18 protein-coding genes and 1 tRNA gene are annotated in these 22,076 nt (G+C 71.9%); 5 read left to right on the top strand and 14 right to left on the bottom strand.

The window, feature by feature from the left end:
* Positions 1-11: 11 nt before the first annotated feature.
* On the bottom strand, positions 12-1,400 hold the full coding sequence (locus tag ACH4SL_RS04185; protein ID WP_398441821.1) for a cystathionine beta-synthase: 1,389 nt from the start codon (positions 1,398-1,400) through the stop codon (positions 12-14).
* A gap of 210 nt (positions 1,401-1,610) precedes the next feature.
* On the opposite strand from ACH4SL_RS04185, the gene ACH4SL_RS04180 reads away from it, so the two are divergent.
* From ACH4SL_RS04180 to ACH4SL_RS04170, 3 genes are all read left to right on the top strand, one after another.
* Positions 1,611-2,687, top strand: a complete 1,077-nt coding sequence (locus ACH4SL_RS04180; protein ID WP_398441820.1) for an SGNH/GDSL hydrolase family protein — start codon at positions 1,611-1,613, stop codon at positions 2,685-2,687.
* Between the two features lie 202 nt (positions 2,688-2,889).
* Positions 2,890-4,110: an acetyl-CoA C-acetyltransferase gene (locus ACH4SL_RS04175; RefSeq protein WP_398441819.1), complete on the top strand. Its 1,221-nt coding sequence runs from the start codon at positions 2,890-2,892 to the stop codon at positions 4,108-4,110.
* Positions 4,111-4,378: 268 nt separating this feature from the next.
* Positions 4,379-5,200, top strand: a complete 822-nt coding sequence (locus tag ACH4SL_RS04170; protein ID WP_398441818.1) for a hypothetical protein — start codon at positions 4,379-4,381, stop codon at positions 5,198-5,200.
* Positions 5,201-5,264: 64 nt separating this feature from the next.
* On the opposite strand, the gene ACH4SL_RS04165 is transcribed toward ACH4SL_RS04170, so the two are convergent.
* Entirely contained in the window at positions 5,265-5,591 is a 327-nt protein-coding gene (locus ACH4SL_RS04165) for a hypothetical protein (protein ID WP_398441817.1), read from the bottom strand.
* Positions 5,592-5,723: 132 nt separating this feature from the next.
* Between ACH4SL_RS04165 and ACH4SL_RS04160 the strand changes: the two genes are divergently transcribed.
* Positions 5,724-5,957 carry a DUF4287 domain-containing protein gene (locus ACH4SL_RS04160; protein ID WP_398441816.1) on the top strand — a complete coding sequence of 78 codons (234 nt, stop codon included), beginning with the start codon at positions 5,724-5,726 and terminating at the stop codon, positions 5,955-5,957.
* A gap of 115 nt (positions 5,958-6,072) precedes the next feature.
* Here ACH4SL_RS04160 and ACH4SL_RS04155 read toward each other — a convergent pair whose 3' ends face one another.
* Complete coding sequence (locus ACH4SL_RS04155; RefSeq protein ID WP_398441815.1) at positions 6,073-6,990, bottom strand: Bax inhibitor-1/YccA family protein; 918 nt, start codon at positions 6,988-6,990, stop codon at positions 6,073-6,075.
* A 208-nt stretch (positions 6,991-7,198) separates the two neighbouring features.
* Here ACH4SL_RS04155 and ACH4SL_RS04150 point away from each other — a divergent pair, with 208 nt between their 5' ends.
* Entirely contained in the window at positions 7,199-8,077 is an 879-nt protein-coding gene (locus ACH4SL_RS04150) for a bifunctional DNA primase/polymerase (RefSeq protein WP_398441814.1), read from the top strand.
* A gap of 89 nt (positions 8,078-8,166) precedes the next feature.
* On the opposite strand, the gene ACH4SL_RS04145 is transcribed toward ACH4SL_RS04150, so the two are convergent.
* From ACH4SL_RS04145 to eno, 11 genes are all read right to left on the bottom strand, one after another.
* Positions 8,167-9,693 carry a flavin monoamine oxidase family protein gene (locus tag ACH4SL_RS04145; RefSeq protein WP_398441904.1) on the bottom strand — a complete coding sequence of 509 codons (1,527 nt, stop codon included), beginning with the start codon at positions 9,691-9,693 and terminating at the stop codon, positions 8,167-8,169.
* A gap of 314 nt (positions 9,694-10,007) precedes the next feature.
* Positions 10,008-11,156, bottom strand: a complete 1,149-nt coding sequence (locus tag ACH4SL_RS04140) for a glycosyltransferase family 4 protein (RefSeq protein ID WP_398441813.1) — start codon at positions 11,154-11,156, stop codon at positions 10,008-10,010.
* A complete protein-coding gene (locus tag ACH4SL_RS04135) occupies positions 11,153-11,704 on the bottom strand; it encodes a hypothetical protein (RefSeq protein WP_398441812.1) in 552 nt (183 codons plus the stop codon). Before ACH4SL_RS04135 ends, ACH4SL_RS04140 begins: the two co-directional genes overlap by 4 nt.
* 226 nt (positions 11,705-11,930) lie before the next feature.
* Positions 11,931-14,168, bottom strand: coding sequence for a CDP-glycerol glycerophosphotransferase family protein (locus tag ACH4SL_RS04130; protein WP_398441811.1), 2,238 nt, complete (start codon positions 14,166-14,168; stop codon positions 11,931-11,933).
* A 510-nt stretch (positions 14,169-14,678) separates the two neighbouring features.
* Positions 14,679-14,765: transfer RNA gene (locus ACH4SL_RS04125), tRNA-Leu, on the bottom strand.
* A gap of 202 nt (positions 14,766-14,967) precedes the next feature.
* Entirely contained in the window at positions 14,968-16,290 is a 1,323-nt protein-coding gene (locus ACH4SL_RS04120; RefSeq protein WP_398441810.1) for a class I SAM-dependent methyltransferase, read from the bottom strand.
* A gap of 247 nt (positions 16,291-16,537) precedes the next feature.
* On the bottom strand, positions 16,538-17,932 hold the full coding sequence (locus ACH4SL_RS04115; RefSeq protein WP_398441809.1) for an NAD(P)/FAD-dependent oxidoreductase: 1,395 nt from the start codon (positions 17,930-17,932) through the stop codon (positions 16,538-16,540).
* Positions 17,933-18,226: 294 nt separating this feature from the next.
* Positions 18,227-19,213, bottom strand: a complete 987-nt coding sequence (locus ACH4SL_RS04110) for an exopolyphosphatase (protein WP_398441808.1) — start codon at positions 19,211-19,213, stop codon at positions 18,227-18,229.
* Complete coding sequence (locus ACH4SL_RS04105; protein ID WP_398441807.1) at positions 19,210-19,749, bottom strand: DUF501 domain-containing protein; 540 nt, start codon at positions 19,747-19,749, stop codon at positions 19,210-19,212. Before ACH4SL_RS04105 ends, ACH4SL_RS04110 begins: the two co-directional genes overlap by 4 nt.
* Before the next feature lie 139 nt (positions 19,750-19,888).
* The gene (locus tag ACH4SL_RS04100) at positions 19,889-20,413 is read right to left on the bottom strand and encodes a septum formation initiator family protein (protein WP_398441806.1); all 525 of its coding nucleotides are present in this window, start codon (positions 20,411-20,413) and stop codon (positions 19,889-19,891) included.
* Positions 20,414-20,576: 163 nt separating this feature from the next.
* Positions 20,577-21,857 carry a phosphopyruvate hydratase gene (eno, locus tag ACH4SL_RS04095; RefSeq protein WP_398441805.1) on the bottom strand — a complete coding sequence of 427 codons (1,281 nt, stop codon included), beginning with the start codon at positions 21,855-21,857 and terminating at the stop codon, positions 20,577-20,579.
* Positions 21,858-22,076 lie beyond the last annotated feature (219 nt).

Here is a 22,076-nt window from a genome sequence, read left to right as displayed (position 1 = left end):
CCCGCCGCGGGTCAGGCGGTGCCGTGCAGGGCGAGGAAGGCCAGCAGGTCCTGGCGGCTCACAACGCCCGTCGGCTTGCCCTCGACCAGCACGATCGCCGCGTCGGCCGCCTCCAGTACGGTCATCAGGTCGCCGACCGGCTCCCCGGAGCCCACCTGCGGCAGCGGCCGGCACATGTGCTTGTCCAGCGGGTCGTCCAGGCTCGCGGCCTTGGTGAACAGCGCGTGCAGCAGGTCGCGCTCCACGACCGAGCCGACCACCTCCGCGGCCATCACGTCCGGGTGGCCCGCGCCCGGCTTGACCACGGGCATCTGCGACACGCCATACTCCCGCAGCACCTCGATGGCCTGGCCGACCGTCTCGTCGGGGTGCATGTGCACCAGTTGCGGCATGTCCCCCTCCTTGTGCGCCAGGACGTCGGCGACGCGCGCCTCGCCCTCGCCCTCGTCGAGGAAGCCGTGCGAGCTCATCCACTCGTCGCTGAAGATCTTCGAGAGGTAGCCGCGTCCGCTGTCCGGCAGCAGGACCACCACGACGTCGTCGGGGCCGAGCCGTTCGGCGACCTTCAGCGCCGCGACGACCGCCATTCCGCACGAGCCGCCGACCAGCAGCCCCTCCTCGCGGGCCAGCCGCCGGGTCATCTGGAAGGAGTCCTTGTCGGAGACGGCCACGATCTCGTCGGCCACCCCCCGGTCGTAGGCCTCGGGCCAGAAGTCCTCGCCCACGCCCTCCACCAGGTACGGCCGCCCGGAGCCGCCGCTGTAGACCGAACCCTCCGGGTCGGCGCCGACCACCTGCACCCGGCCCTCGCTGACCTCCTTGAGGTAGCGGCCGGTGCCGGAGATGGTGCCGCCGGTGCCGACGCCCGCCACGAAGTGCGTGATCCGGCCGTCGGTCTGCCGCCACAGCTCGGGCCCGGTGGACTCGTAGTGCGACAGCGGGTTGTTGGGATTGCTGTACTGGTCGGGCTTCCAGGCGTTCGGGGTCTCGCGCACCAGGCGGTCGGACACGTTGTAGTACGAGTCCGGGTGCTCGGGGTCGACGGCCGTCGGGCACACGACGACCTCGGCGCCGTACGCCCGCAGTACGTTGATCTTGTCGGTGGACACCTTGTCCGGGCAGACGAAGATGCAGCGGTAGCCCTTGCGCTGCGCCACCATGGCCAGGCCCACGCCCGTGTTGCCGGAGGTCGGCTCCACGATGGTGCCGCCCGGCTTCAGGTCGCCGCTGCGCTCGGCGGCCTCGATCATGCGCAGGGCGATGCGGTCCTTCACCGAGCCGCCGGGGTTGAAGTACTCGACCTTCGCCAGGACGGTGGCCCTGACGCCCTCGGTCACACTGCCGAGCCTCACCAGCGGGGTGTTGCCGACGAGGCTGATCATCGAGTCGTGAAACTGCACCGTAGTGTCTCCGGGTTCTCCGTCGTGGTGGAGGCCAGCCTAGGGGGCGGAACGCACCCCGCCCGGGGCGAAACGTCGAAACGGCGGAACGCCCGGGCGGCGGAGCAGGGGCGCGGCACGCACGGCGCGGACACCGTTGACGTTGCCGGAGGTGTTCCGCGGGGCAACACGTGAATGTACCGGCGAGTGGACGGGTGGTGAGCGGGCTCGATGTCGAGGGCGAGGGTGGCACGGCGGATCGCGGGCGCGGCAGCGGTCGGCGGGGGCGGGATCAGCCTGCTGGGCGGGGCGGCGGTCGGGTTGGTGCTGGCGGAGGTCAGGCTGGCCAGACGGGTGGTCGGCGGCTCGGGGGACGTACCTCCGCGGGCCGACGGCAGATACGGGTCGGCGTTCGCGCACCCCGGCGCCGAGCCGCCGCTGCGTCTGGTCCTGGTGGGCGACTCCACGGCCGCGGGGCAGGGTGTGCACCGCGCGGGCCAGACCCCGGGCGCGCTGCTCGCCTCGGGCCTGGCCGCGGTCGCCGAGCGGCCGGTGCGGCTGGTCACCGTCGCCCAGCCGGGCGCGCAGTCCGACGACCTGCCGCGCCAGGTGGAGCTGATCCTCGAATCCGGCACCGCGCCGCCCGACGTGGCGGTGATCATGATCGGCGCCAACGACGTCACCCACCGGATGCCGCCCGCGACCTCGGTGCGGCTGCTGGCGGACGCGGTGCGGCAGCTGCGCGCGGCCGGCGTCGGGGTCGTGGTCGGCACCTGCCCGGACCTCGGCTCCGTCGAACCCGTCTACCAGCCGCTGCGCTGGCTGGCGCGCCGGATGAGCCGGCAGCTGGCCGCGGCGCAGACCATCGCGGTGGTCGAGGCGGGCGGCCGTACGGTCTCGCTCGGCGACCTGCTGGGGCCGGAGTTCGAGGCGCGGCCGCGCGAGCTGTTCGGCCCGGACAACTACCACCCCTCCGCCGAGGGCTACGCGACCGCCGCGATGGCGGTGCTGCCGACGCTCTGCGCGGTGCTGGGGCTGTGGCCGCTGGCCGACGAGCGGCCGGACGCGCGGCGCGGCGAGGGCTTCCTCCCGGTGGCCCAGGCGGCGGCCGAGGCGGCCGGCACGGGCGGCACGGAGGTCACGGCGGCGCGGGACACGGCCGCGGGTCCCCGCGGGCGCTGGGCGCTCGTCAAACGGCGCCGGCGGCGGCCGCTGGAGCAGGAGCGGGAGGACGTGGCGGCGGGCGGCGGAGGTGGAAGCGCCGGGGACGCCGGGGAGGCGGAGAATGCCGCGGACCGGTCGGCGTAACCGCGGGCCCGGCGGGGTAGGGGTGGGGCGTCGACAGGTAAGCAAGCGCTCAGAAAGTAGCCCGCATCACAGCGCCCGGCGGATGACGCACAGCGCTACGCGCGGGTAACTTTCCAGTCGGCCCCCGTGTCCGGGGCGCCGTACCGGCCCGGACCGCCCCCGTCCGCGAACCACAGCCGCAGCCCGCCGAGGAGTGCCCGCGATGCCCGAAGCCGTCATCGTCTCCACCGCCCGTTCGCCCATCGGGCGCGCCTTCAAGGGATCGCTCAAGGAGCTGCGCCCCGACGACCTGGCCGCGACGATCATCCGTACCGCGCTGGACAGGATCCCGCAGCTCGATCCGCGCGACATCGACGACCTGATGCTGGGCTGCGGCCTGCCCGGCGGCGAGCAGGGCTTCAACCTGGCCCGGATCGTCGCCGTGCGGATGGGCATGGACCACCTGCCGGGCTGCACCGTCACCCGTTACTGCTCCTCGTCGCTGCAGACCACCAGGATGGCGCTGCACGCCATCAGGGCGGGCGAGGGCGACGTGTTCGTCTCGGCGGGCGTGGAGATGGTCTCGCGCTTCGCCAAGGGCAACTCCGACTCCCTGCCCGACACCATGAACCCGGTCTTCGACGAGGCGATCGCCCGCACCGCCGAGCGCGCCGGGCAGAGCGGGGCCGACTGGCACGACCCGCGCGAGGACGGGCTGCTGCCCGACGCGTACATCGCCATGGGGCAGACCGCGGAGAACCTGGCGGCGCTCAAGGGCATCACACGGCGCGAGCAGGACGAATTCGGCGTCCGCTCGCAGAACCTGGCGGAGCAGGCCCTCAAGAACGGCTTCTGGGAGCGCGAGATCACCCCCGTGACGCTCCCTGACGGCACCGTGGTGGCCGCGGACGACGGTCCGCGGGCGGGAGTGACCATGGAGGGCGTCGCGGGCCTGAAGCCGGTCTTCCGGCCCGACGGCACCGTGACAGCGGGCAACTGCTGCCCGCTCAACGACGGGGCGGCGGCGCTGGTGGTTATGTCCGACACCAAGGCGCGCGAGCTGGGCATCACCCCGCTGGCCCGGGTCGTCTCCACCGGCGTCTCGGCGCTCTCCCCCGAGATCATGGGCTACGGCCCGGTCGAGGCCTCGCGGCAGGCGCTGCGGCGCGCGGGGATGTCCGTCGGCGACATCGACCTGGTCGAGATCAACGAGGCCTTCGCCGCCCAGGTCATCCCCTCCTACCGGGATCTGGGCATCGACCTGGACCGGCTCAACGTCAACGGCGGCGCCATCGCCGTCGGCCACCCCTTCGGCATGACCGGCGCCCGCATCACCGGCACCCTCGTCAACAGCCTGCAGTTCCACGACAAGCAGTTCGGCCTGGAGACCATGTGCGTGGGCGGCGGCCAGGGCATGGCCATGGTGATCGAGCGGCTTTCGTGACGCTCCGCCACCGTCCGGCTCCGTAGCGCCGAGTTGTGACGTATGTCGCAGGCACCTTGCCCCCGGGAGGTAATTTATCCCGGGGGCATCGCGTTTACCCAGGTCAGACCGCCCCCGTCAAACCCGGACAGATCCCAGGAATCGCCCGAAGTCATGACTTTCCGCACTGCAAGGGCCAGGGGTTTACCGGCACAGTGATGTGAGGGGAAAGTTTCGTCCACCGGACAAGTGGGCAATTGCTCGGGTCGCGTCAGTCGGGAGAACGTCAGTGAGTGCCAACTTCACCGTCCTGCTGGTCGCCGCGGGTCTCGCCGTGGCGGCGGGTTCCGCCGCTCTGGTCTCCGCCCGCGGGATGCGGCGCGAGCTGGCCGCCCTGCGCCAGGACCTGGCCGGGCTCGGCGTGCCCGGGCAGCGCGACGCCGACGGCATCAGGGCGGCCGTCGCGGGCGCCCTCGCCGACGAGCGCGAGCGCGAACTGGCCGAGGCCCGCGCTTTCTGGGCCGAGCAGGAGGCCCGCGAGAGCGCGGGCGAGGCACCGCTCTTCCGCGGGATGTACGGCAGCGCCGCCGACGGGCCGCTGCCCGGCTGCGACTACGAGGTGCCGCCGGTGCTGCCCTACCTGCCGCGGCAGGCCGACTTCGCGGGCCTCGACGCGGCCGCGGAAGGCTTCCTGGAGGGAAGCAGGGAGTCCGAGGGCGCGGGCCCCGGTGACGCGCCCGACGCCGTCTTCCCCGCGCCCGGCACGATTCCGCACCCGTCGGGTCCGGACTTCGCGCCCTCGCCGGTCGTCGCCTCGCCGGACCAGACCGCCGACCGGCTCGCCGACCTGGCGGACGGCCGCATCCCGCTCTCCGACGTCCGCCCCGGCCCGCTGGGCACGCTGGACGTGTACGTCTTCGCGGACGGCACCACGCTGTGCATGACGCCGGGCCACCGGGAGACCGCGCTGCGGCTGTCGGAAGCGCTGGACCGCGGGGACGTCCCCGTACTACGCGGCGGCTCGGCAATAGCCGGGGCCTACGCACTGACCTTCGCCTTCGGCGAGGAGAGCGTCTACGTGCTCGCCGACCGCGTCGTCGCCTCGCTCTGACCCCGCCTGGCCCACGCGACGGACGGGCCCGACGCGCGCCGCCGCACGCACCCTCACCCGGCGGTCAGCCGACCGCCCGTGCCGCCTGCGCGACCTTCTCGCGCGCCTTCGCCAGCAGCGGGCTGTGCCCGGGCGGCGCCGCCACCGCGAGCAACTCCCGCCCGGCGAGGGAGAGCTGGTCACCGACCACGAAGACGCCCTCGTCCGGCATCACGTACGGCTCGCGCCCGGGGAATTCCAGCAGCTGGGCCTCGCGGTCCAGCCAGCGCGCCAGGTCCAGTCCGGCCGCAGCGGCGCCCGCCTGGAGCCGCCGCTGCGACAGCGAGCGCAGCCGCCCCGCGAGGCGTTCCACCGCGGCACCCAGCTCGTCCGGTCGTGTCTGCTCGGGCATGACCCGACATTACCGGGGTATGGAAGACGGCCTCGCACCCATGTCCGTGCCCGGCGGTTCGCCGCGCGATGGTTGCCAACGCACCACCACTCGGGCACGGTGGGGTGACCGGACCACATACCGGAGGCGCCGATGTCCCAAACGCACTTCTCCGAGGAAACCCACCGGAATCTGATCGACCGTATCCCGCACTGCACCGGCCGCGAGGTCAGCGAGTGGCTGTCCGCCCTCGACGAAGGACCCGCGCTCTTCCGCTTCGAGGAGAAGGTGAGCTGGCTGCGCGGCGAGCACGACCTCTCCTACGGCCACGCCAAGGCCCTCGTCCACGAGTACGACCTGCGACGGGCCGCCCGCAACCTGCGCTGACCCGGGTCACCGCTGCCGTTCCCCACACGCCTGCGGGCTGCCGGGAAGGGTACTTCCCGGCAGCCCGCCGCATGCGCGATGTCCCCTCAAAAGCGCAGAGGGGCGCTCAGGAGCCTCAGTCGCGCAGGATCGCGATCAGCCGCAGCAGCTCCAGATAGATCCACACCAGCGACAGCGTCAGGCCGAAGGCCGCGAGCCAGGACTCCTCGCGCGGGGCGCCGCCCCGGACGCCGTCCTCGATCTGCCTGAAGTCCAGCGACAGGAAGAACGCGCCCAGCGCCACGCCCAGCAGGCAGAAGACGATGCCGAGCGGGCCGGTGCGCAGCCCCAGCGTGTCGGAGCCGCCGAAGGCGGCGAAGAGCAGATTCACCACCATCGCGAGCACGAAGCCGATCGCGACGGCCATGCCGATCCGCTGGTAGCGCGCGGTGACGCGGACGATCCGCGCCCGGTACGCGACGAGCATGCCCGCGAAGACGGCCATCGTGCCCAGCACCGCCTGCACCGGCGCGCCCTGCCAGGCCTGGTTGTACTCCCGGCTCAGCACGCCGAGGAAGACGCCCTCGAAGGCGGCATAACCGAGGATCAGCGCGGGTACGGGCCGGCGTTTGAACGCCTGCACCATGGCCAGCACGAACGCGATCAGCGCCGCGCCCACCGCCACGCCGACCCGGTCCGGCAGCGCGACCCATCCCAGCACGGCCCCGGCCGCGACCGTGCCGAGGGTGGCAGCGGTACGCGTCACGACGTCGTCGATCGTCATCCGCCCGGTCTGCGCCGGGCCCGCGGCGGGCGCCGCGTACATCTCCTCCAGCCGCTCCGGGCTCGCCGGCCCCGGCTGGTCGTACGGGTTGCGCGGCGGCCCGGCGTACGGACCGCCCTGCCCGCCGCCGTACGGACCGCCCGGTGCGCCGCCGTAGGGGTTGCCGCCGCCGTACGCGCTGCCGCCGCGGGCACCGGCAGACTCGAAGCCCGCGTAGTCGTTCCCGCGGGTGAAGCCCCGCCGGGAGAAGACCGGGTTGCTGCTCCTCATCTCACTCCTCCAACGCCGCGTCCGCGGCTCTGCGTCAAGAGTAATGGCTTGGCAAAAAACCAGCCTTCCCGCAGATCGGCGACTCGAACACACCTGCCGCACGGGCCGCGCGCCCTTCCGATGGGTATACCCGGTGGACGGCCGGGCCCCGGCGCGGTATCACTGAAGAGTGCAGACGAACACACGTTCGAAATCCAGGGAGCAGGCCATGGCACGCCCCGACCACACCCGCGCCCTGCACGCGGCCCTGCTCGCCGCCGCCCGCGGCCTGCCCGTCTTCCCGCTCTCGCGCAGCAAGCTGCCCGCCGTCCGCTCCCCGCATCGCGACGAGCCGCGCACGGCGGCGCTGTGCCGGGGCGCCTGCGGCCGGCCGGGCCACGGGGTGCACGACGCCGGCACCGACCCGGCCCGGATACGGGCGCTCTTCGCCGTGGCGCCTTGGGCGACCGGCTACGGCGTCGCGTGCGGGCGTGCCCCGCACCACCTCGTCGGCGTGGACCTGGACGTCAAGCACGGTGCGGACGGTGTCGCCGCGCTGCGCGCGCTCGCCGTGGAGCACGGCTTCACGGTGCCCGCGACGCTCACCGTGCTCACCCCCTCCGGCGGCCGCCACCTGTGGTTCACCGCACCAGGGCCCGTCCCCAACTCGGCGGGGCGGCTGGCCCGCGGTATCGACATACGCGGCGAGGGCGGGTACGTCGTCGGCCCGGGTTCGCGCACCCTGGCCGGCCGCTATCTGCTCGACCCCGGCTCGGCCGGTGCCGCGCTCGCCCCCGCCCCCCGGGCGCTGCTGCGGCTGGCCGCCCCGCCGGCGCCGCCCGCGGAGCGGCAGCCCCGGCACGCGGCGGGGCCGCGGCATCCCGCCGAGAAGCGGGCCGCGGCGCTGGTGCGCTTCGTGCTCGACTCGCAGGAGGGCGAGCGCAACGGCCGGCTCTTCTGGGCCGCCTGCCGCGCCTACGACGCCGGTGTCGGCGACACCCTCGCACCCGCCCTGGTGACGGCGGCCGTGGCCACCGGGCTGAGCGAGCGGGAGGCCGCCGCCACGGTGGCGTCCGCGGGCCGGCTGCGCACCGCCCCGCGTTCCTGACGCGGGGCGGTGGCGTCCGGCGGCACTCGTGCGGCCGGGGCGGGACCGTCACGGTCCCCGGACCGGGGGCACGTCGGCCGGGCGGGCCGTCAGGCCAGGACGCGCTGGTGGATCGCGGTGACGGCGCTGCGGGCCGAGCTGAACGCCCCGTGCTGCCAGGCGTCCATGTAGCTGAGCCAGTCGCCCGCGAAGTGCACGCGGCCCGTCGGCTCGGTCAGCGGCTTGTAGCGCACGTGGTCGGGGCCGCCGGGGGTGCTGTGCCAGGCGGCCTCCTGGTAGGGGAACTGCCGCCAGTGGTGCGAGAAGGACGTGGCCAGCTCGCTGCGGTATTTCTCGCCGTAGATCTTCACGCCCGCCGCCACGGCGCGCGCCTCGCGCTCCTTGGGCGTGAGGGGGGCGTAGGAGTCGGCGTTGGCACCGGTGTTGTAGTAGCCGATGATCACACCGCGCTCGCCGTGGAAGCCGTAGGACGGGTGCCAGATGTGGGTGACGTCGAGGTCGGTCTCGGTGATGCCGCCGTAGATCCGGTGGTCCGTCTCCCACCAGCGCGAGCGGTACTCCAGGCCGATCTTGCCCGCCGAGGACGGTGTGATCGCCTCCAGGGCGCTCTGCACCCCGCTGCCGAGGTTGTGCGGCACCTTGGCGAGGATGTTCGGCGGCATGGCGGCGACGCAGTAGTCCGCCTCGACGGCCCGGGTCCGCCCGCCCTGGGTGTACGTCACGCGGACACCGTCGCCCTTGTCCGTCACCTGTGTGACGGCGCAGCCGGTGCGGATCTTCTGGTTGCCGATCGCCCCGGCCAGCGCGTGCGGTATGCGGTCCATACCCCCGACCGGCTGGAACATCAGCATGGCCTGGTCGAATTCGAATTCGAAGGCGAAGTAGCGCCCCACTCCGGTGGCGAAGATCTCCGAGGCGGTCGGCACATCGCCCGCGACGACGCCGGGGGTGCCGGCGGCGCCCGGCCAGACGGTGTAGCCGCGGCGGGAACTGCCGGTGTATTGCAGGTTGTTTCCGAGGTCTCCGTAGTCCTTGAGGAATTCCGTCAGCCGCTCGCGGTCGTCACCGGTCAGCGCCTGGTCGAGAGCGCCCTGGTCGGAGGCCTTGGCGAGCAGTTCCGTGACATAGCCGAAGACGTCCGCCTTGGCGGCGCGGTAGCGCATGGGCGAGGTCATGCCGGCCGACTCGTTGTAGAGGTAGGTGTCGGCGTTGACGTTGGTGAAGACCTCGATCGGGACGCCGAGTTCGCGGCAGTAGTCGAGGGTGATCATCCACTGCGCGATGCGGGCGGGTCCGGCGTTCATGTACTGCCCGTCGGAGAAGCGGGCGGTCTGCCGGTGGCCGTAGAGGTCGGTGGTGGTGTCGCCGCCGCGCACGGTGAAGTTGCGGCCGCCGGGGCGGTCGCGGGCCTCCAGGACCGTACAGCGGTAGCCGGCCTTGCCGAGTTCGTAGGCGGTGGTGAGGCCGGCTATGCCGCCCCCGAGCACGACGACCGAGGCGGCGGATCTTCCGGTGAGGCTGAAATCCCCGGTGCGCGGCGCGCGGTAGGCCGCCTCGCGGGCGGCCGCGGCCTGCGCGGTGGGCGTGAGGCCGAGCGCCCCCATGGTGGCGAGCATCGCGCCGGCGCCGCCCGTCGCGCCGACGGCACGCAGGAACGCACGTCGATTGAGCTGGGTCATCTGTCATGTCCCCTTTCGCTGCTGGCGCAGCGAACTTTCACAAGCGCGGGTTACGCGTGATCGCGCCGCGCGTGTCGCGGGGGTAAGGGGAAGCTCCGCTTCATATGCTCAGGAGCAGTTCAGCGCGGGTTCAGCAGCGCGCGCCGCCCCGGCGGTATGCGACGGCGCGGCAATGCGCGAGGGTCCGCACCCCCGGTCCCGCGGGCGGGGTCACCCGCCCGCGCGGAGGTGCGGACCCTGGGGTCCTGACGTCACTTCGCGGCGGTCAGCGCCCCGTAGAGGTCCTCCCAGGCCGCGGTGACGACCTCGGGGCCGTACTCGGCGGCCTTCTGGAGAGCGGCCTTGGAGAGCGTGCGGCGCAGTTCCTCGTCCTCGATGAGGCGGATGATGCCCGCCGCCAGCGCGTCCACGTCGAGTTCGGGGACGAGCAGGCCGTCCACGCCGTCGGAGACGAGCTCCCGCGGGCCGACCGGGCAGTTGAAACTGACCACGGGCAGACCGCAGTTCATGGCCTCCAGCAGCACCATGCCGAAGCCCTCCGACTTGGAGCTCATCGCGAAGACGGAGCCCTTGGCGAGTTCCTCGTCGAGTTTGCGCGTCGGTCCCATGAGGAAGACATGGTTGTAGAGGTGCTTGACGCGGATGATCTTGCGGAGGGCGTCGAGTTCCGGACCGTCGCCGTGGACGCGCAGCGTCCAGTCCGGGTGGGCGTCCACGACCTTCCCGAACGCGTCGATCAGCTTGTCGATGCCCTTGTTGCCGTCGAGCCGCCCGGCGCTGACGACCTGGGAGCGGGAGAAGTCCGTGCGCGGGACGTCCAGGGAGTGCAGCGCGTTCGGGATCCGCTCGACGCGGACGTCGGGAAACGCCTCGCCGTAGGCGACCCGGTCCGCCTCGGTGAGGCAGACGACCGCGTCCAGCTTCACGTAGGCGGCGTCGATGGCCTCGCGCCACTCGCCCTTGTGCGTCGACAGTCCCGCGTGCTCCTGGACGAGCCGGACCCGCGACGGATCCGTGAACTCGGCCATGACCAGGTTGATCGTGGGCCGGGTGCCGACCACGATCTCGCTCTCCAGGCCGCGCAGGAAGCGGATCATCGCACTGATGCGGCGGCGGCTGTCCCAGTTCTTGGAGATGCCGGCCGGGAACAGCTCGTGCCACGAGGTGTCCTCGGGACCGTCGTAGCCGTCCCAGTCCACGTAGGAGCCGGAGCGGTTGTCCACGAGCGCGGTCATCCGGACCCGCGGGTCCAGCGGGAAGGGCGGCTCGTCGTGGTAGCGCAGCATGGTCGCGATCTCGACGTCGTGACCGCGCTCGACCATGGCGTTGGCCTGGTTGAACACGGTACGGACGGTGCCACCGACGCCGAACGCGTTGTAGATCAGGTAGGTCAGCTTCATGTGGCGCTCCGGTCGGCGTTCTCGCGTCGGGCGCAGCGGATGGAAAGGTCGTCGGCGTCGGTGTAGTACGGCATCACCGCGACCCCCGCCCTGTACTGCTCGGGAAACTTCACGATCTGCTTCTTGCCCGGCATGTCGTCGTGGTGCCCGCCCACGCGGAGCACCAGTTTCCGGGTCCCCCGGGACGCGATCACGTGCAGGTCCCAGATCTCGCTGGGCAGCGCGTCCCAGACGGCAAGGTCGTCCATACCCACGACCGCCTCGAAGTCCGCCCCGTCGACGGCGACGGGGAAACGCAGCCGGCGCGGGGTGGGGGGCGAGGTGCGGGTCGCCGCGCGGACGATCCGGTCGGTGAACCGCTGGAAACCGGACCGGACGGGAAGCTCGGGCCGCTCACGGGAGGTGAGGAGCAACGTCCACGGCGTGTCCACGGGGCCGTCGTCGGGCACCCCGTCCACGAAGAGCGTCCCGAGAACGCGGATCTGGCCGTCGCGCGGCCAGACCCGCCTGATCTCGGCGTTGGACGCCTTCGCGGCACTGGCTTGCATGGCCACGTTCATCCTCTGTTCCTATCGTCGGCCCTGCCCCGGAGGGGAGGCGAGAGGACGGGCGGAACAGCGGCGCCAGCCGCTTCGTTCCGCCGGGCTCGCCGGGGGTGGCAGGACGGAAGTGTGTGCACCGCAAACCAGGGCTGTCAACGTCTCGGACCGAGTGCCGGCGCGCTCCGTCGCCGCGCGCCGGCGTTCCTTCCGGTCCGGGCCGCCCGCCCACAGGCTACTTGACGCGTTCCAGCCGGGCGGCCTCCGGCGACGGGGCCGGCGTCCGCTCGTCCAGCGGCACGAACGGCACGTTCCCGGCCGGCTCGCCCAGCAGGATCTGCCGTATGACGCGCTCGGACGCCAGGCCGTCGTCGTAGTCGCAGAACTTGCGGCGGAAGGTGTCCCGCAGGCTGTCGGACCGCTCGTCGCGCCACGCACCGCTGACGAAGATGTCGTGCAGCTCGTCCTGGGTGCGCGCGACATGGCCGGGCGGCTCAGCCACGAGATCGAAGTACACACCGCGGGAGATCGTGTACGCGTCCCAGTCGTTGGCGTAGATCACGATCGGCCGGTCGAGGTTGGCGTAGTCGAACATGATCGAGGAGTAGTCGGCCAGCAGGACGTCCGCGGCGAGCTGCAGCTCCTCCGAGGAGGTGTGCGAGGTCACGTCGATGACGCGGGACGACTCCTGGAGGGCCCGCAGTTCCGGTGTCTTCTCGTAGAAGTGGTGGCCGCGCATGAGCACCACGAAATCGTCACCGAGAGCGGCGGCGAGGCGGGACACGTCGAGCTGGGGGACGAAGGTCGCGGTGTAGTCCCGGTGCGTCGGCGCGTAGAGGACGGCGATCTTGTCCTGGGGAATACCGAGCCTCTCCCTGATGCGGCGCACATCGGCGGCGGTCGCGGTGAAAAGGACGTCGTTGCGCGGGTAGCCGGTCTCCAGTGCCGCGAAGGAGCACGGGAATGCCTGCTCCCAGATGTCCGCCGAGAACCTGTTGGAGGAGATGCAGTAGTCCCAGCGGTCCGAGCGCTCCAGGAGCTTCCTGAAGTTCGTGCCCTTGGCGGCCACCGGGTGGGCCAGCAGGTGGATGCCCATCCGCTTGAGCGGCGTGCCGTGCTGCGTCTGCACGTGGACGGTGCCGGGCCGCTTGACGAAACGGTCCTCGAAGTTGACGTTGTTGAAGAAGTACTTGGCCCGTGCCAGGGTCTCCCAGTATTTGTCGGTACCCGGAATTATGTAATCCGTTCCCGGCGGGAGCTTCTTCACCTCGTCCTTGGTGGCGACGACCACTCCCCTGACATGGGGGGCGATCTCCTTGGCCTTGGCATGCAGCGCGGCGGGATTGCACACGTAGCCCCGGCCCCAGTACGAGGCGTAGACGGCCAGATTCTCGTCGACGGGGTGCTTGAGGGCGGCCTCGTAATGACGGGTCACCCGCTTGCCGGCCATCTTCTTCCGGGTGGCCTTGACGGTCTTGCGGAGCTTGCGCCGGCCCTGGTTGGCGACCTTGAGCGTCTGGTAGACGGGGTAGGCACCGCGCGCGATCAGCGAATGCCGCAGGCCGGTCTCCCCGTCGGGCCGCACGTAATCAGCCGGCACATAGCGCCGGTAGTGCCGGTGCGCCAGCCCGAAGAACTCCGACCGCAATTCGTTGGGCACCCGGTTGTTCTTCGCCAGGATGGCGATGAAATGGTCGATCATCTTGGTGAAGAGCTGGGCCCGCCACTCCTCGAGGGCCGGGTCGCTGTCGATGAAGGCGAAGACCCGCTCGTACTGGTCGAAGATGTCGAAGTGCTTGCGGCTGACGGTGCGGAGGATGTTGCCCTGGCGGCGCTGCCGGTAGTGGACGACGACCTCGTCCAGGGCCGCGATCCGGTCGGCGGACATCAGGACCGGGAAGGTCCAGGGAGTGTCCTCGTAGTACCCCGGCGGGAACTGGAATCCGCGCTGCTCGACGAACTCGCGCCGGTAGACCTTGTTCCAGACCACCATGAGCAGGGTGAGGAACTCCGGCCGCTGCTTCGCGGTGAAGACCTCGGGACCCTCGGTCCGGAAGACCGCGGCCAGGCTGTTGCGGGTCACTCCGTTCCACCAGAACGTGCGCGCGTAGTCGAAGATCAGCACGTCAGGATCGGTGGTCTGCTCCAGCCGGTCGGCTATGAGTTGCAGCGAGCCGGGTGTGATCGTGTCGTCGCTGTCGAGGAAGAAGAGGTAGTCGCCACGCGCTATCTCCATTCCCGCGTTCCGCGCCAGGCCCAGGCCCACGTTCTGGGGCAGGTGCAGCGCCCGGACCCGCTCGTCGGCCTTGGCGTATTCGTCGATGATCTCACCGCAGCGATCGGGCGAGCGGTCGTTGACGGCGATTACCTCGATGTCACGGAAGGACTGCCCGAGGATCGAGTCGAGGCACTCCCGCAGGAAAGGCTGCACTTGGTAAATCGGCACAATCACGCTGATACGTGGCTTCGACACGCCTTGCTCTTCCAATCCTTCGACCCCGCCATTAGCACTGCCCGGATCCGGGTCCCGGGCCTTTCGTCATCCGCAGGCGCCTGGGGTGACAGATGAGGCATGATACACTGAACAGCAGCTGAAGCGTGAGTGACGTACTCCTGCCCGAAGCCCCGTCGGCGCGTAGTGTGTTACGTCACTCCGGTGCGATCTGCGTACAGGGATCGGCCGTTGATCGATCCGGCGCCCGCAGGGCGGGCGTTCTTCGCCCGGATCCGGCGCAGACAGCGCACACGATCATGGGAATCGGCCGGGTCCCGCGCGGCCTCGCCGCAGCGTTCCGGTTCGTTCTCCACCGGAAGAACGCGTTCCGCTTTTGACGTCGGCCCGCCCACCGCACCGGCCACCAGGGATCACCCCGGGATTTCGGCACAGGCCGACGGACAGCGAGCCGCCTCCCTCAGCATTGCCGGGGAGGCGGCGGAATTGCCGGTGTTCAGCTGTTCGAGCAGTTCAGAGCATGTTGGTGCCTGGTGCCCGGAGCCGGACTTGAACCGGCACGCCCCACCCGGGGCAGCGAGGTTTAAGCTCGCCGTGTCTGCGTTCCACCATCCGGGCCGGCGGGGCGCAGAGAAAAGCGTATCGGGGTCGGCGGATCCCAACAGGGCGCTTAACTAGTCATGTTGTCTGATTTTAGGGGCTACTGACGGTGCTTCATTGGCTTCGGCGCGACACATCGCCAGGACAGCGCAGCACTTGCAGGGCCATGGTTGCCCCGCGCAAGTGACGCGAAATCGCCCTTGGCCCGCCATGCGTCGCCTCAGGAGAGCCAATTCGAGCGGGTGCGCGGCATTTCGGCGTCGCCGTCCTCCGCGGTGCGAACCGCGAGCACCTGGTTGACGCCGATCCTGTTGCGCTCGAAGGCCACCGCCGACGCGGCCATGTACAGCTGCCACACCCTGGCCCGCCCCGGCCTGACCAGGCGCACCGCCTGCCGCCAGTTCGCCTCCAGATTCGCCACCCAGGCCCGCAGCGTGCGCCCGTAGTGCTCGCGCAGCGCCTCCACGTCGCGCACCTCGAAGCCGGCCTCCTCCAGCCGGGAGACGGTCGCACCGACGGGTGCCAGCTCGCCGTCCGGGAAGACGTAGCGGTCGATGAACTCGTCGACGTGGTAAGCCTCCTCGTCGCGCAGCGGGCGACGGGCGATCTGGTGGTTGAGCAGCCGGCCGCCCGGCCGCAGCAGCCCGTGCAGGATGCGCGCGTACTCCAGGTAGCGGCGGCTGCCGACGTGCTCGGCCATGCCGATGGAGGAGATCGCGTCGAAGGGGCTGTCGGTGACCTCGCGGTAGTCCTGCACCCGGATCTCGACCAGGTCGTCGAGTCCTGCCTCGGCGACGCGCTTGCGGGCGAACTCCGCCTGCTCCACGGAGAGTGTGATGCCCGTGGCCCGTACGCCGTAGTGCGCGGCGGCGTGCATCACCATCGAGCCCCAGCCGCAGCCGACGTCCAGCAGCCGCTGCCCCTCGCGCAGGCCCAGCTTGCGGCACACCAGGTCGAGCTTGGCGGACTGCGCCTGCTCCAAGGTGGTGTCCTCGTCCGGCCACACCGCGCACGAGTAGACCATGCTCGGGCCCAGGACCAGGGCGTAGAAGTCGTTGCCGACGTCGTAGTGGTGCGAAATGGCCGCGCGGTCGCGGCGCTTGGTGTGCGCCGGGCCCGAGCGCGGGCGCACCTCCTCGGGCGGCGGCGCCGGCGGCAGGCCCGGCCCGGTGAGCGCCAGGACGCCGCGGGCCAGCCGGTAGGTCGCCGGGTCGCGCAGCGCGTCCAGCACCTGGCGGACAGCGGCTCCCGCCGGGGCCTGCGGGTCCGGTTCCGGGCGCTCCCAGAGCAGGCCGGAGAGGCGGTCGAGCGCGTCGTGCAGATCGCCGTCGACGGTCAGCTCACCGGCCACCCAGGCGCGGGCCAGACCGAGTTCACCGGGCCGCCACAGGATGCGGCGCAACGCGCGGCGGTGGCGGAAGACGAGGGCGGGGGTGCCGGGCGGCCCGGCCTCGCTGCCGTCCCAGGCACGCACGCGCAGCGGGAACGGCCGGGAGAGGGCGTGTTCGGCGATGTCGACGATTCTCGGAGCCGCGTCAGCCATGCATCCGAGCGTACGACCGCGGCGACCAAAAATCGCCGTTCTCCCGCAAATCTATGTTGCGGATACACGCACTTGACCCGGACGGCGGTCGCTGCCCGAGAGGGAGGGCCGTCAACGGTCCCGGGAGGCGGGCGGGGCAGGGCGCGCGGAAGCGCCGTGAGGGCGCCCGCACCACGGATGGCGGGCGCCCTCACGGCGTCTGCTGTGCGCTCGGCGGCGTCCGTTCCCGGAGCCGCCGAGGGGGTTGTCAGGCCGCGCCGGCCTTCTCGGGGGCGGCAGCGGCGGCCTTCGGCTGCTCGGGCACGGCGGCGGGCGCCGGGGCCGGGCGGGCGGCCTCGTAGAACTCCTCGCGGGGGTTCTCGATGGCGCCGAGGGAGACGACCTCGCGCTTGAGGAACATCCCCAGGGTCCAGTCGGCGAAGACCCGGATCTTGCGGTTCCAGGTCGGCACGGCCATGCCGTGGTAGCCGCGGTGCATGTACCAGGCGAGGCGGCCCTTGACCTTGATCTTCGCCTTGCCGAAGACGATCATCGCGACGCCCTTGTGCAGCCCGAGACCCGCGACCGCACCCTTGTTGGCGTGCTTGTAGTCCTGCTGCGGGAAGCCGCGCATGCCGGACACCACGTTGTCGCCGAGCACCTTGGCCTGGCGCAGCGCGTGCTGCGCGTTGGGCGGGCACCAGGCGCCCTCGCCCGCGGCGAGGTCGGGGATCTGGGCGTTGTCGCCCGCGGCCCAGATGTAGTCGGTGCCGCGCACCTGGAGCGTCGGGGCGGTGTCCACGTGGCCGCGCGGGCCGAGCGGCAGGCCGAACTTCGCCAGCGCCGGGTTCGGCTTCACGCCGGCCGTCCACACGACGGTGGAGGCGTCGACCTCCAGGCCGTTGGCGAGCACCACGTGCTTGTCGACGCAGGACTTCATCGACGTGCTGAGGTAGACCTCGATACCGCGCTCCTGGAGGTGCTCCAGGCCCCACTTGCCGAGCTGCGGGCCGACCTCGGGGAGGATCTTGTCCGCGGCGTCGACGAGGATGAAGCGCATGTCCTCGCGCTTGACGTTCGGGTAGTACTTGGCGGCGTCGCGCGCCATGTCCTCGACCTCGCCGATGGTCTCCGCACCCGCGAAGCCGCCGCCGACGAAGACGAAGGTGAGCGCCTTGCGGCGGATCTCCTCGTCCGTGGTGGAGTCGGCCTTGTCGAGCTGCTCCAGCACGTGGTTGCGCAGCCCGATCGCCTCCTCGACACCCTTCATGCCGATGCCGTTCTCGGCCAGGCCCGGGATCGGGAAGGTCCGGGAGACCGCGCCGAGCGCCATCACCAGGTAGTCGAAGGGCAGCTCGTAGGACTCGCCGACGAGCGGCTCGACCGAGGCGACCTTGCGGTCCTGGTCGATGTCGACGACCCGCCCGGTCAGCACCTCGGCCCCGGGCAGCACGCGCCGCAGCGGGACGACGACGTGACGCGGGGAGATGCTGCCTGCTGCCGTCTCGGGGAGGAAGGGCTGGTACGTCATGTACGAGCGCGGGTCGACGACCGTGACGGTCGCCTCGCCGTACCGCATCTTCTTCAGGATGCGGCGCGCCGCGTACAGGCCGACATAACCGCCGCCTACTACGAGGATCCGTGGACGCTCCGTGGTGCTCATGCATCGAGTATCCAGCACCCGGCGGGGGCTACCTCGTGAGCCCCTTCACAAGGACCTGGACACCCTGTGCTACCCTGCGCGGTTTCGCGACCAGGTGTGACGCGCCCGCAGGCCCGTCCCCCGGCCCGCGCCGCCGCACCCCTGGCGCTGATCAGCACCGATCGCGCGGCGTTCACCCCGCGACCCGGCGGTTGTCACACCGCTGAAACACGCCGCTACCAACGATTCCCGGGGCTGTGGGCGTCCACGCCTTGGAAAATCGGGCCGTGGGGCGGGAACTTCATGTGAAGAGTTTCACAAAGGTTTTCCGGCGTCCTGTCCGGCAGCTTCGAAAGCGATGCCGTCGAGGATGTCGTGCTCGCTCACCACGACCTCCGCGGCGCCCGTCCGCTCCATGATCCGCAGCAGCACCAAGGCCCCCGCGGCGATCACGTCGACCCGCCCCTCGTGGATGACGGCGAGGGCCGCGCGCTCGGCGTGGGTGGACGCGAGCAGCCGCTCGGCGACCGCCCTGACCTGCGCGAGCGTGATCCGGGAGTGGTGGATCGCCGCCGAGTCGTACTCCGGGAGGCCGAGCGCGAGCGCCGCGACCGTGGTGACCGACCCGGCCAGACCGACCAGCGTGCGGGCGCGCTCCAGCGGCACCGTGCGGGACGCCTCGTCCAGGCCCGCGTCGATGTCGGCGGTCATCGCCGCGACGATCTCCGCGGACGGCGGGTCCACCGGCCGCCCGTCACGCACGACGTGACGCTCCGTCATCCGCACACAGCCCATGTCCACCGAGCGGGCCGCCTCCACATGGTCCGCGCCGAGCACGAACTCGGTCGAGCCGCCGCCGATGTCGACGACCAGATACGGCGTCAGCAGTTCGTGCCCGCCGGTCAGTTCGCGGGTGGCGCCGGTGAAGGACAGCGCCGCCTCCTGGTCGCCGGTGACGACCTCGGGCTCGACGCCCAGCAGCTCGCGCACGCCGCGCACGAAGTCGTCGCGGTTCTCCGCGTCGCGCGAGGCGGAGGTGGCCACGAAGCGGATCCGCTCGGCGGGCACCCCGTGCTCGCGGATGACGGCGGCGTATTCGCGGCAGGCCGCGAAGGTGCGCTCCAGCGCCTCGGGCGCGAGCCGGCCGGTGCGGTCGACGCCCTGGCCGAGCCGGACGATGCGCATCTGCCGGTCCAGGTCGCGCAGCGTGCCGGCGGCCGGGTCGACGTCCGCGACCAGCAGCCGGATCGAGTTGGTGCCGCAGTCGACGGCGGCGACCCGGGTCGTCGTGGGGGCGGTCATGAGGACGTCTCCTGCCGGTCGTCGTGGCCTTCCTGGCCCAGCGGCACGCACGGGCCCTTGGCCCACCACTCGGGGAGCATCGCGAGCGCCTCGTCGCCGAGCGGGTTGACGCCGGGGCCCGCGGCCAGCGAGTGGCCCACGAGCACGTGCAGGCACTTGACGCGGTCCGGCATGCCGCCCGCGCTGGGGAAGCCCTCCAGCACCTCGATCGCGTCGCGGCGGGCGATGTAGTCCTCGTGCGCGGCGCGGTAGGCCGCGGCCAGCTCCGGGTCCTCGGCCAGGCGCGCGGTCATGGTCTTCATCACGCCGTCCGCCTCCAGCGTGCCGATCGCCGAGGCGGCCCGCGGGCAGGTCAGGTAGTACAGCGTCGGGAAGGGCGTGCCGTCCTCCAGCCGCGGCTGGGTCTCGACCACGTCGGGGTTGCCGCACGGGCAGCGGTGCGCGACCGCGCGCAGGCCGCGCGGCGGGCGGCCGAGCTGCGCCTGGACGGCGGCCGCGTCCGCGGGGGTGGCGGGAGGGTGCTGTGAGGAGTTCATGTGCCGTTTCTCGTGTCGGAGCCGTGGGGAGCCGAGGGGGACCGTGGGGCCGGCGGACGTGCGCGCCGCGCGGGGCCGGGGGCGCCGGGCTGACCGGGGCTGCCGGCGGGGCGGGCCGCACGGCCTTCCCGGGCAGGCCTCAGCGGCCGGGGTCCGCCGCGGCGTCGGCATGGTCCACGCCGTCCCAGAGGTTCGCGTACCACGGCCGGTGGGCGGCTGCCGCCGCCTGCCCGCCCGCGTCGCCCGGGGTGCCCGCGCTGCGGTTGCGCCCGCCCGCCGCGCCGGCGGAGGGCGTGGGGGCGGCCACCGAGTAGCCGTCCTCGCCGGGCATCACGTAGTGCAGCTGCTTGCGGGCCTGCGTGCGGACGTACTCCGGGTCCTGCCAGCGCGCCTTCTCCTCGCGCAGCTGCTCGACCTTCTTCTTCGCCTGCTGCGCCTCGCGGCGCTGGTCGGCGATGTCGGAGCGCTGCGCGATGTACTGCCGGGTCGGGTACGCGAGGGCAATCACCAGGGCGCACAGCACGAGCGCGAGCAGCGCGGCGCGCCCGGTCAGCCGGCCCGGCCGGGCGGGTCTGCGGGCCGCCGCGGCACGGTAGACGCGCGCGTGCGCCTCCTGCCCGATGGCCTTGAGCCGGGCAGCGGTGGAGAACCGGTCCGACGCCACGCCGTCGCTCCCCTCGTACGTCCCTCGGACCCGCGAGCCTCGCACGTCCCTCGCACGGGACGGTACCGCCCCTGGGAGGAACATACTGTCCCGGCGCCCGTACGCGTGTACGTCCCCGCCGGTGGAAGGGCACCGGACGGGGACGCGGCGCGTGCGGCGCGGGTCAGCCCTTGAAGCGCGGGAAGGCGCTGCGGCCGGCGTAGACCGCGGCGTCGTCCAGGATCTCCTCGATGCGCAGCAGCTGGTTGTACTTGGCGACGCGCTCGGAGCGGGCCGGGGCGCCGGTCTTGATCTGGCCGCAGTTGGTGGCGACGGCCAGGTCGGCGATGGTGACGTCCTCGGTCTCGCCGGAGCGGTGCGACATCATGCACTTGTAGCCGCTGCGCTGGGCCAGCTCGACGGCGTCCATCGTCTCGGTGAGCGAGCCGATCTGGTTGACCTTCACCAGCAGCGCGTTGGCGGTGCCGCTGTCGATGCCCTTCTGCAGGCGCTCCGGGTTGGTGACGAACAGGTCGTCGCCCACCAGCTGCACCTTGGCGCCGAGCTTGTCGGTGATGGTCTTCCAGCCGTCCCAGTCGTCCTCGAACAGCGGGTCCTCGATGGAGACCAGCGGGTAGGCGTCGACGAGCTCCCCGTAGTAGTCGGTCATCTCGGCGGCCGAACGCGACTTGCCCTCGAACGCGTAGGAGCCGTCCTTGTAGAACTCGGACGCGGCGACGTCCAGCGCGAGCGCGATGTCCTGGCCGGGGGTGTAGCCGGCCTGCTTGATCGCCTCGATGATCAGGTCGAGCGCCTCGCGGTTGGAGCCGAGGTTCGGCGCGAAACCGCCCTCGTCGCCCAGACCCGTGGACAGGCCGCGGGTCTTGAGCACGCCCTTGAGGGTGTGGTAGACCTCGGCGCCCCAGCGCAGCGCCTCGGAGAAGGACTCCGCGCCGATCGGCGCGATCATGAACTCCTGGATGTCGACGTTGGAGTCCGCGTGCGAGCCGCCGTTGAGGATGTTCATCATCGGGACGGGCAGGACGTGCGCGTTCGGACCGCCCAGATAGCGGAAGAGCGGCAGGTCGGAGGCCTCGGAGGCGGCGTGCGCGACGGCCAGCGACACGCCGAGGATGGCGTTGGCGCCGAGCGAGGACTTGTCGGGGGTGGCGTCCAGGTCGAACATCGCCTGGTCGATCAGCCGCTGCTCGGTGGCGTCGTAGCCGACGAGCTCCGGGCCGATCTGCTCGATCACGGCGAGGACGGCCTTCTCGACGCCCTTGCCCTGGTAGCGGTTCTTGTCGCCGTCGCGGAGTTCGAGGGCCTCGAAGGCGCCGGTGGAGGCGCCGGACGGCACTGCGGCCCGGCCTGTGCTGCCGTCGTCGAGGCCGACCTCGACCTCGACGGTGGGGTTGCCTCGCGAGTCGAGGATTTCCCGGGCTACGACGACGTCGATGGACGGCACGTTGTCTCCTTCTGAGATGTCTTCTCGTTTTCCGGGACGAGCCTAACCGGCTCGCGTCCCCGGGCCGGTCGTCGGCCCGGCCCCTGAGACGGAAAACCGGCCGGGGGGGGGGGGGGGCCCCGGGGGGGGGCCCCCCCCGCCGGGGGGGGGGGGGGGTGGGGGGGCGGGGGGGGCCCCCCCCCCGCGAAGCCCGCCCGCACGGGGTGGGGCCGCGCTATT

The sequence above is a fragment of the Streptomyces sp. NPDC021020 genome (assembly GCF_044333285.1).
Taxonomy (GTDB): domain Bacteria; phylum Actinomycetota; class Actinomycetes; order Streptomycetales; family Streptomycetaceae; genus Actinacidiphila.
Note: the sequence above shows the minus strand (reverse complement) of the source record. Positions and strands in the feature narration are given on the sequence as shown.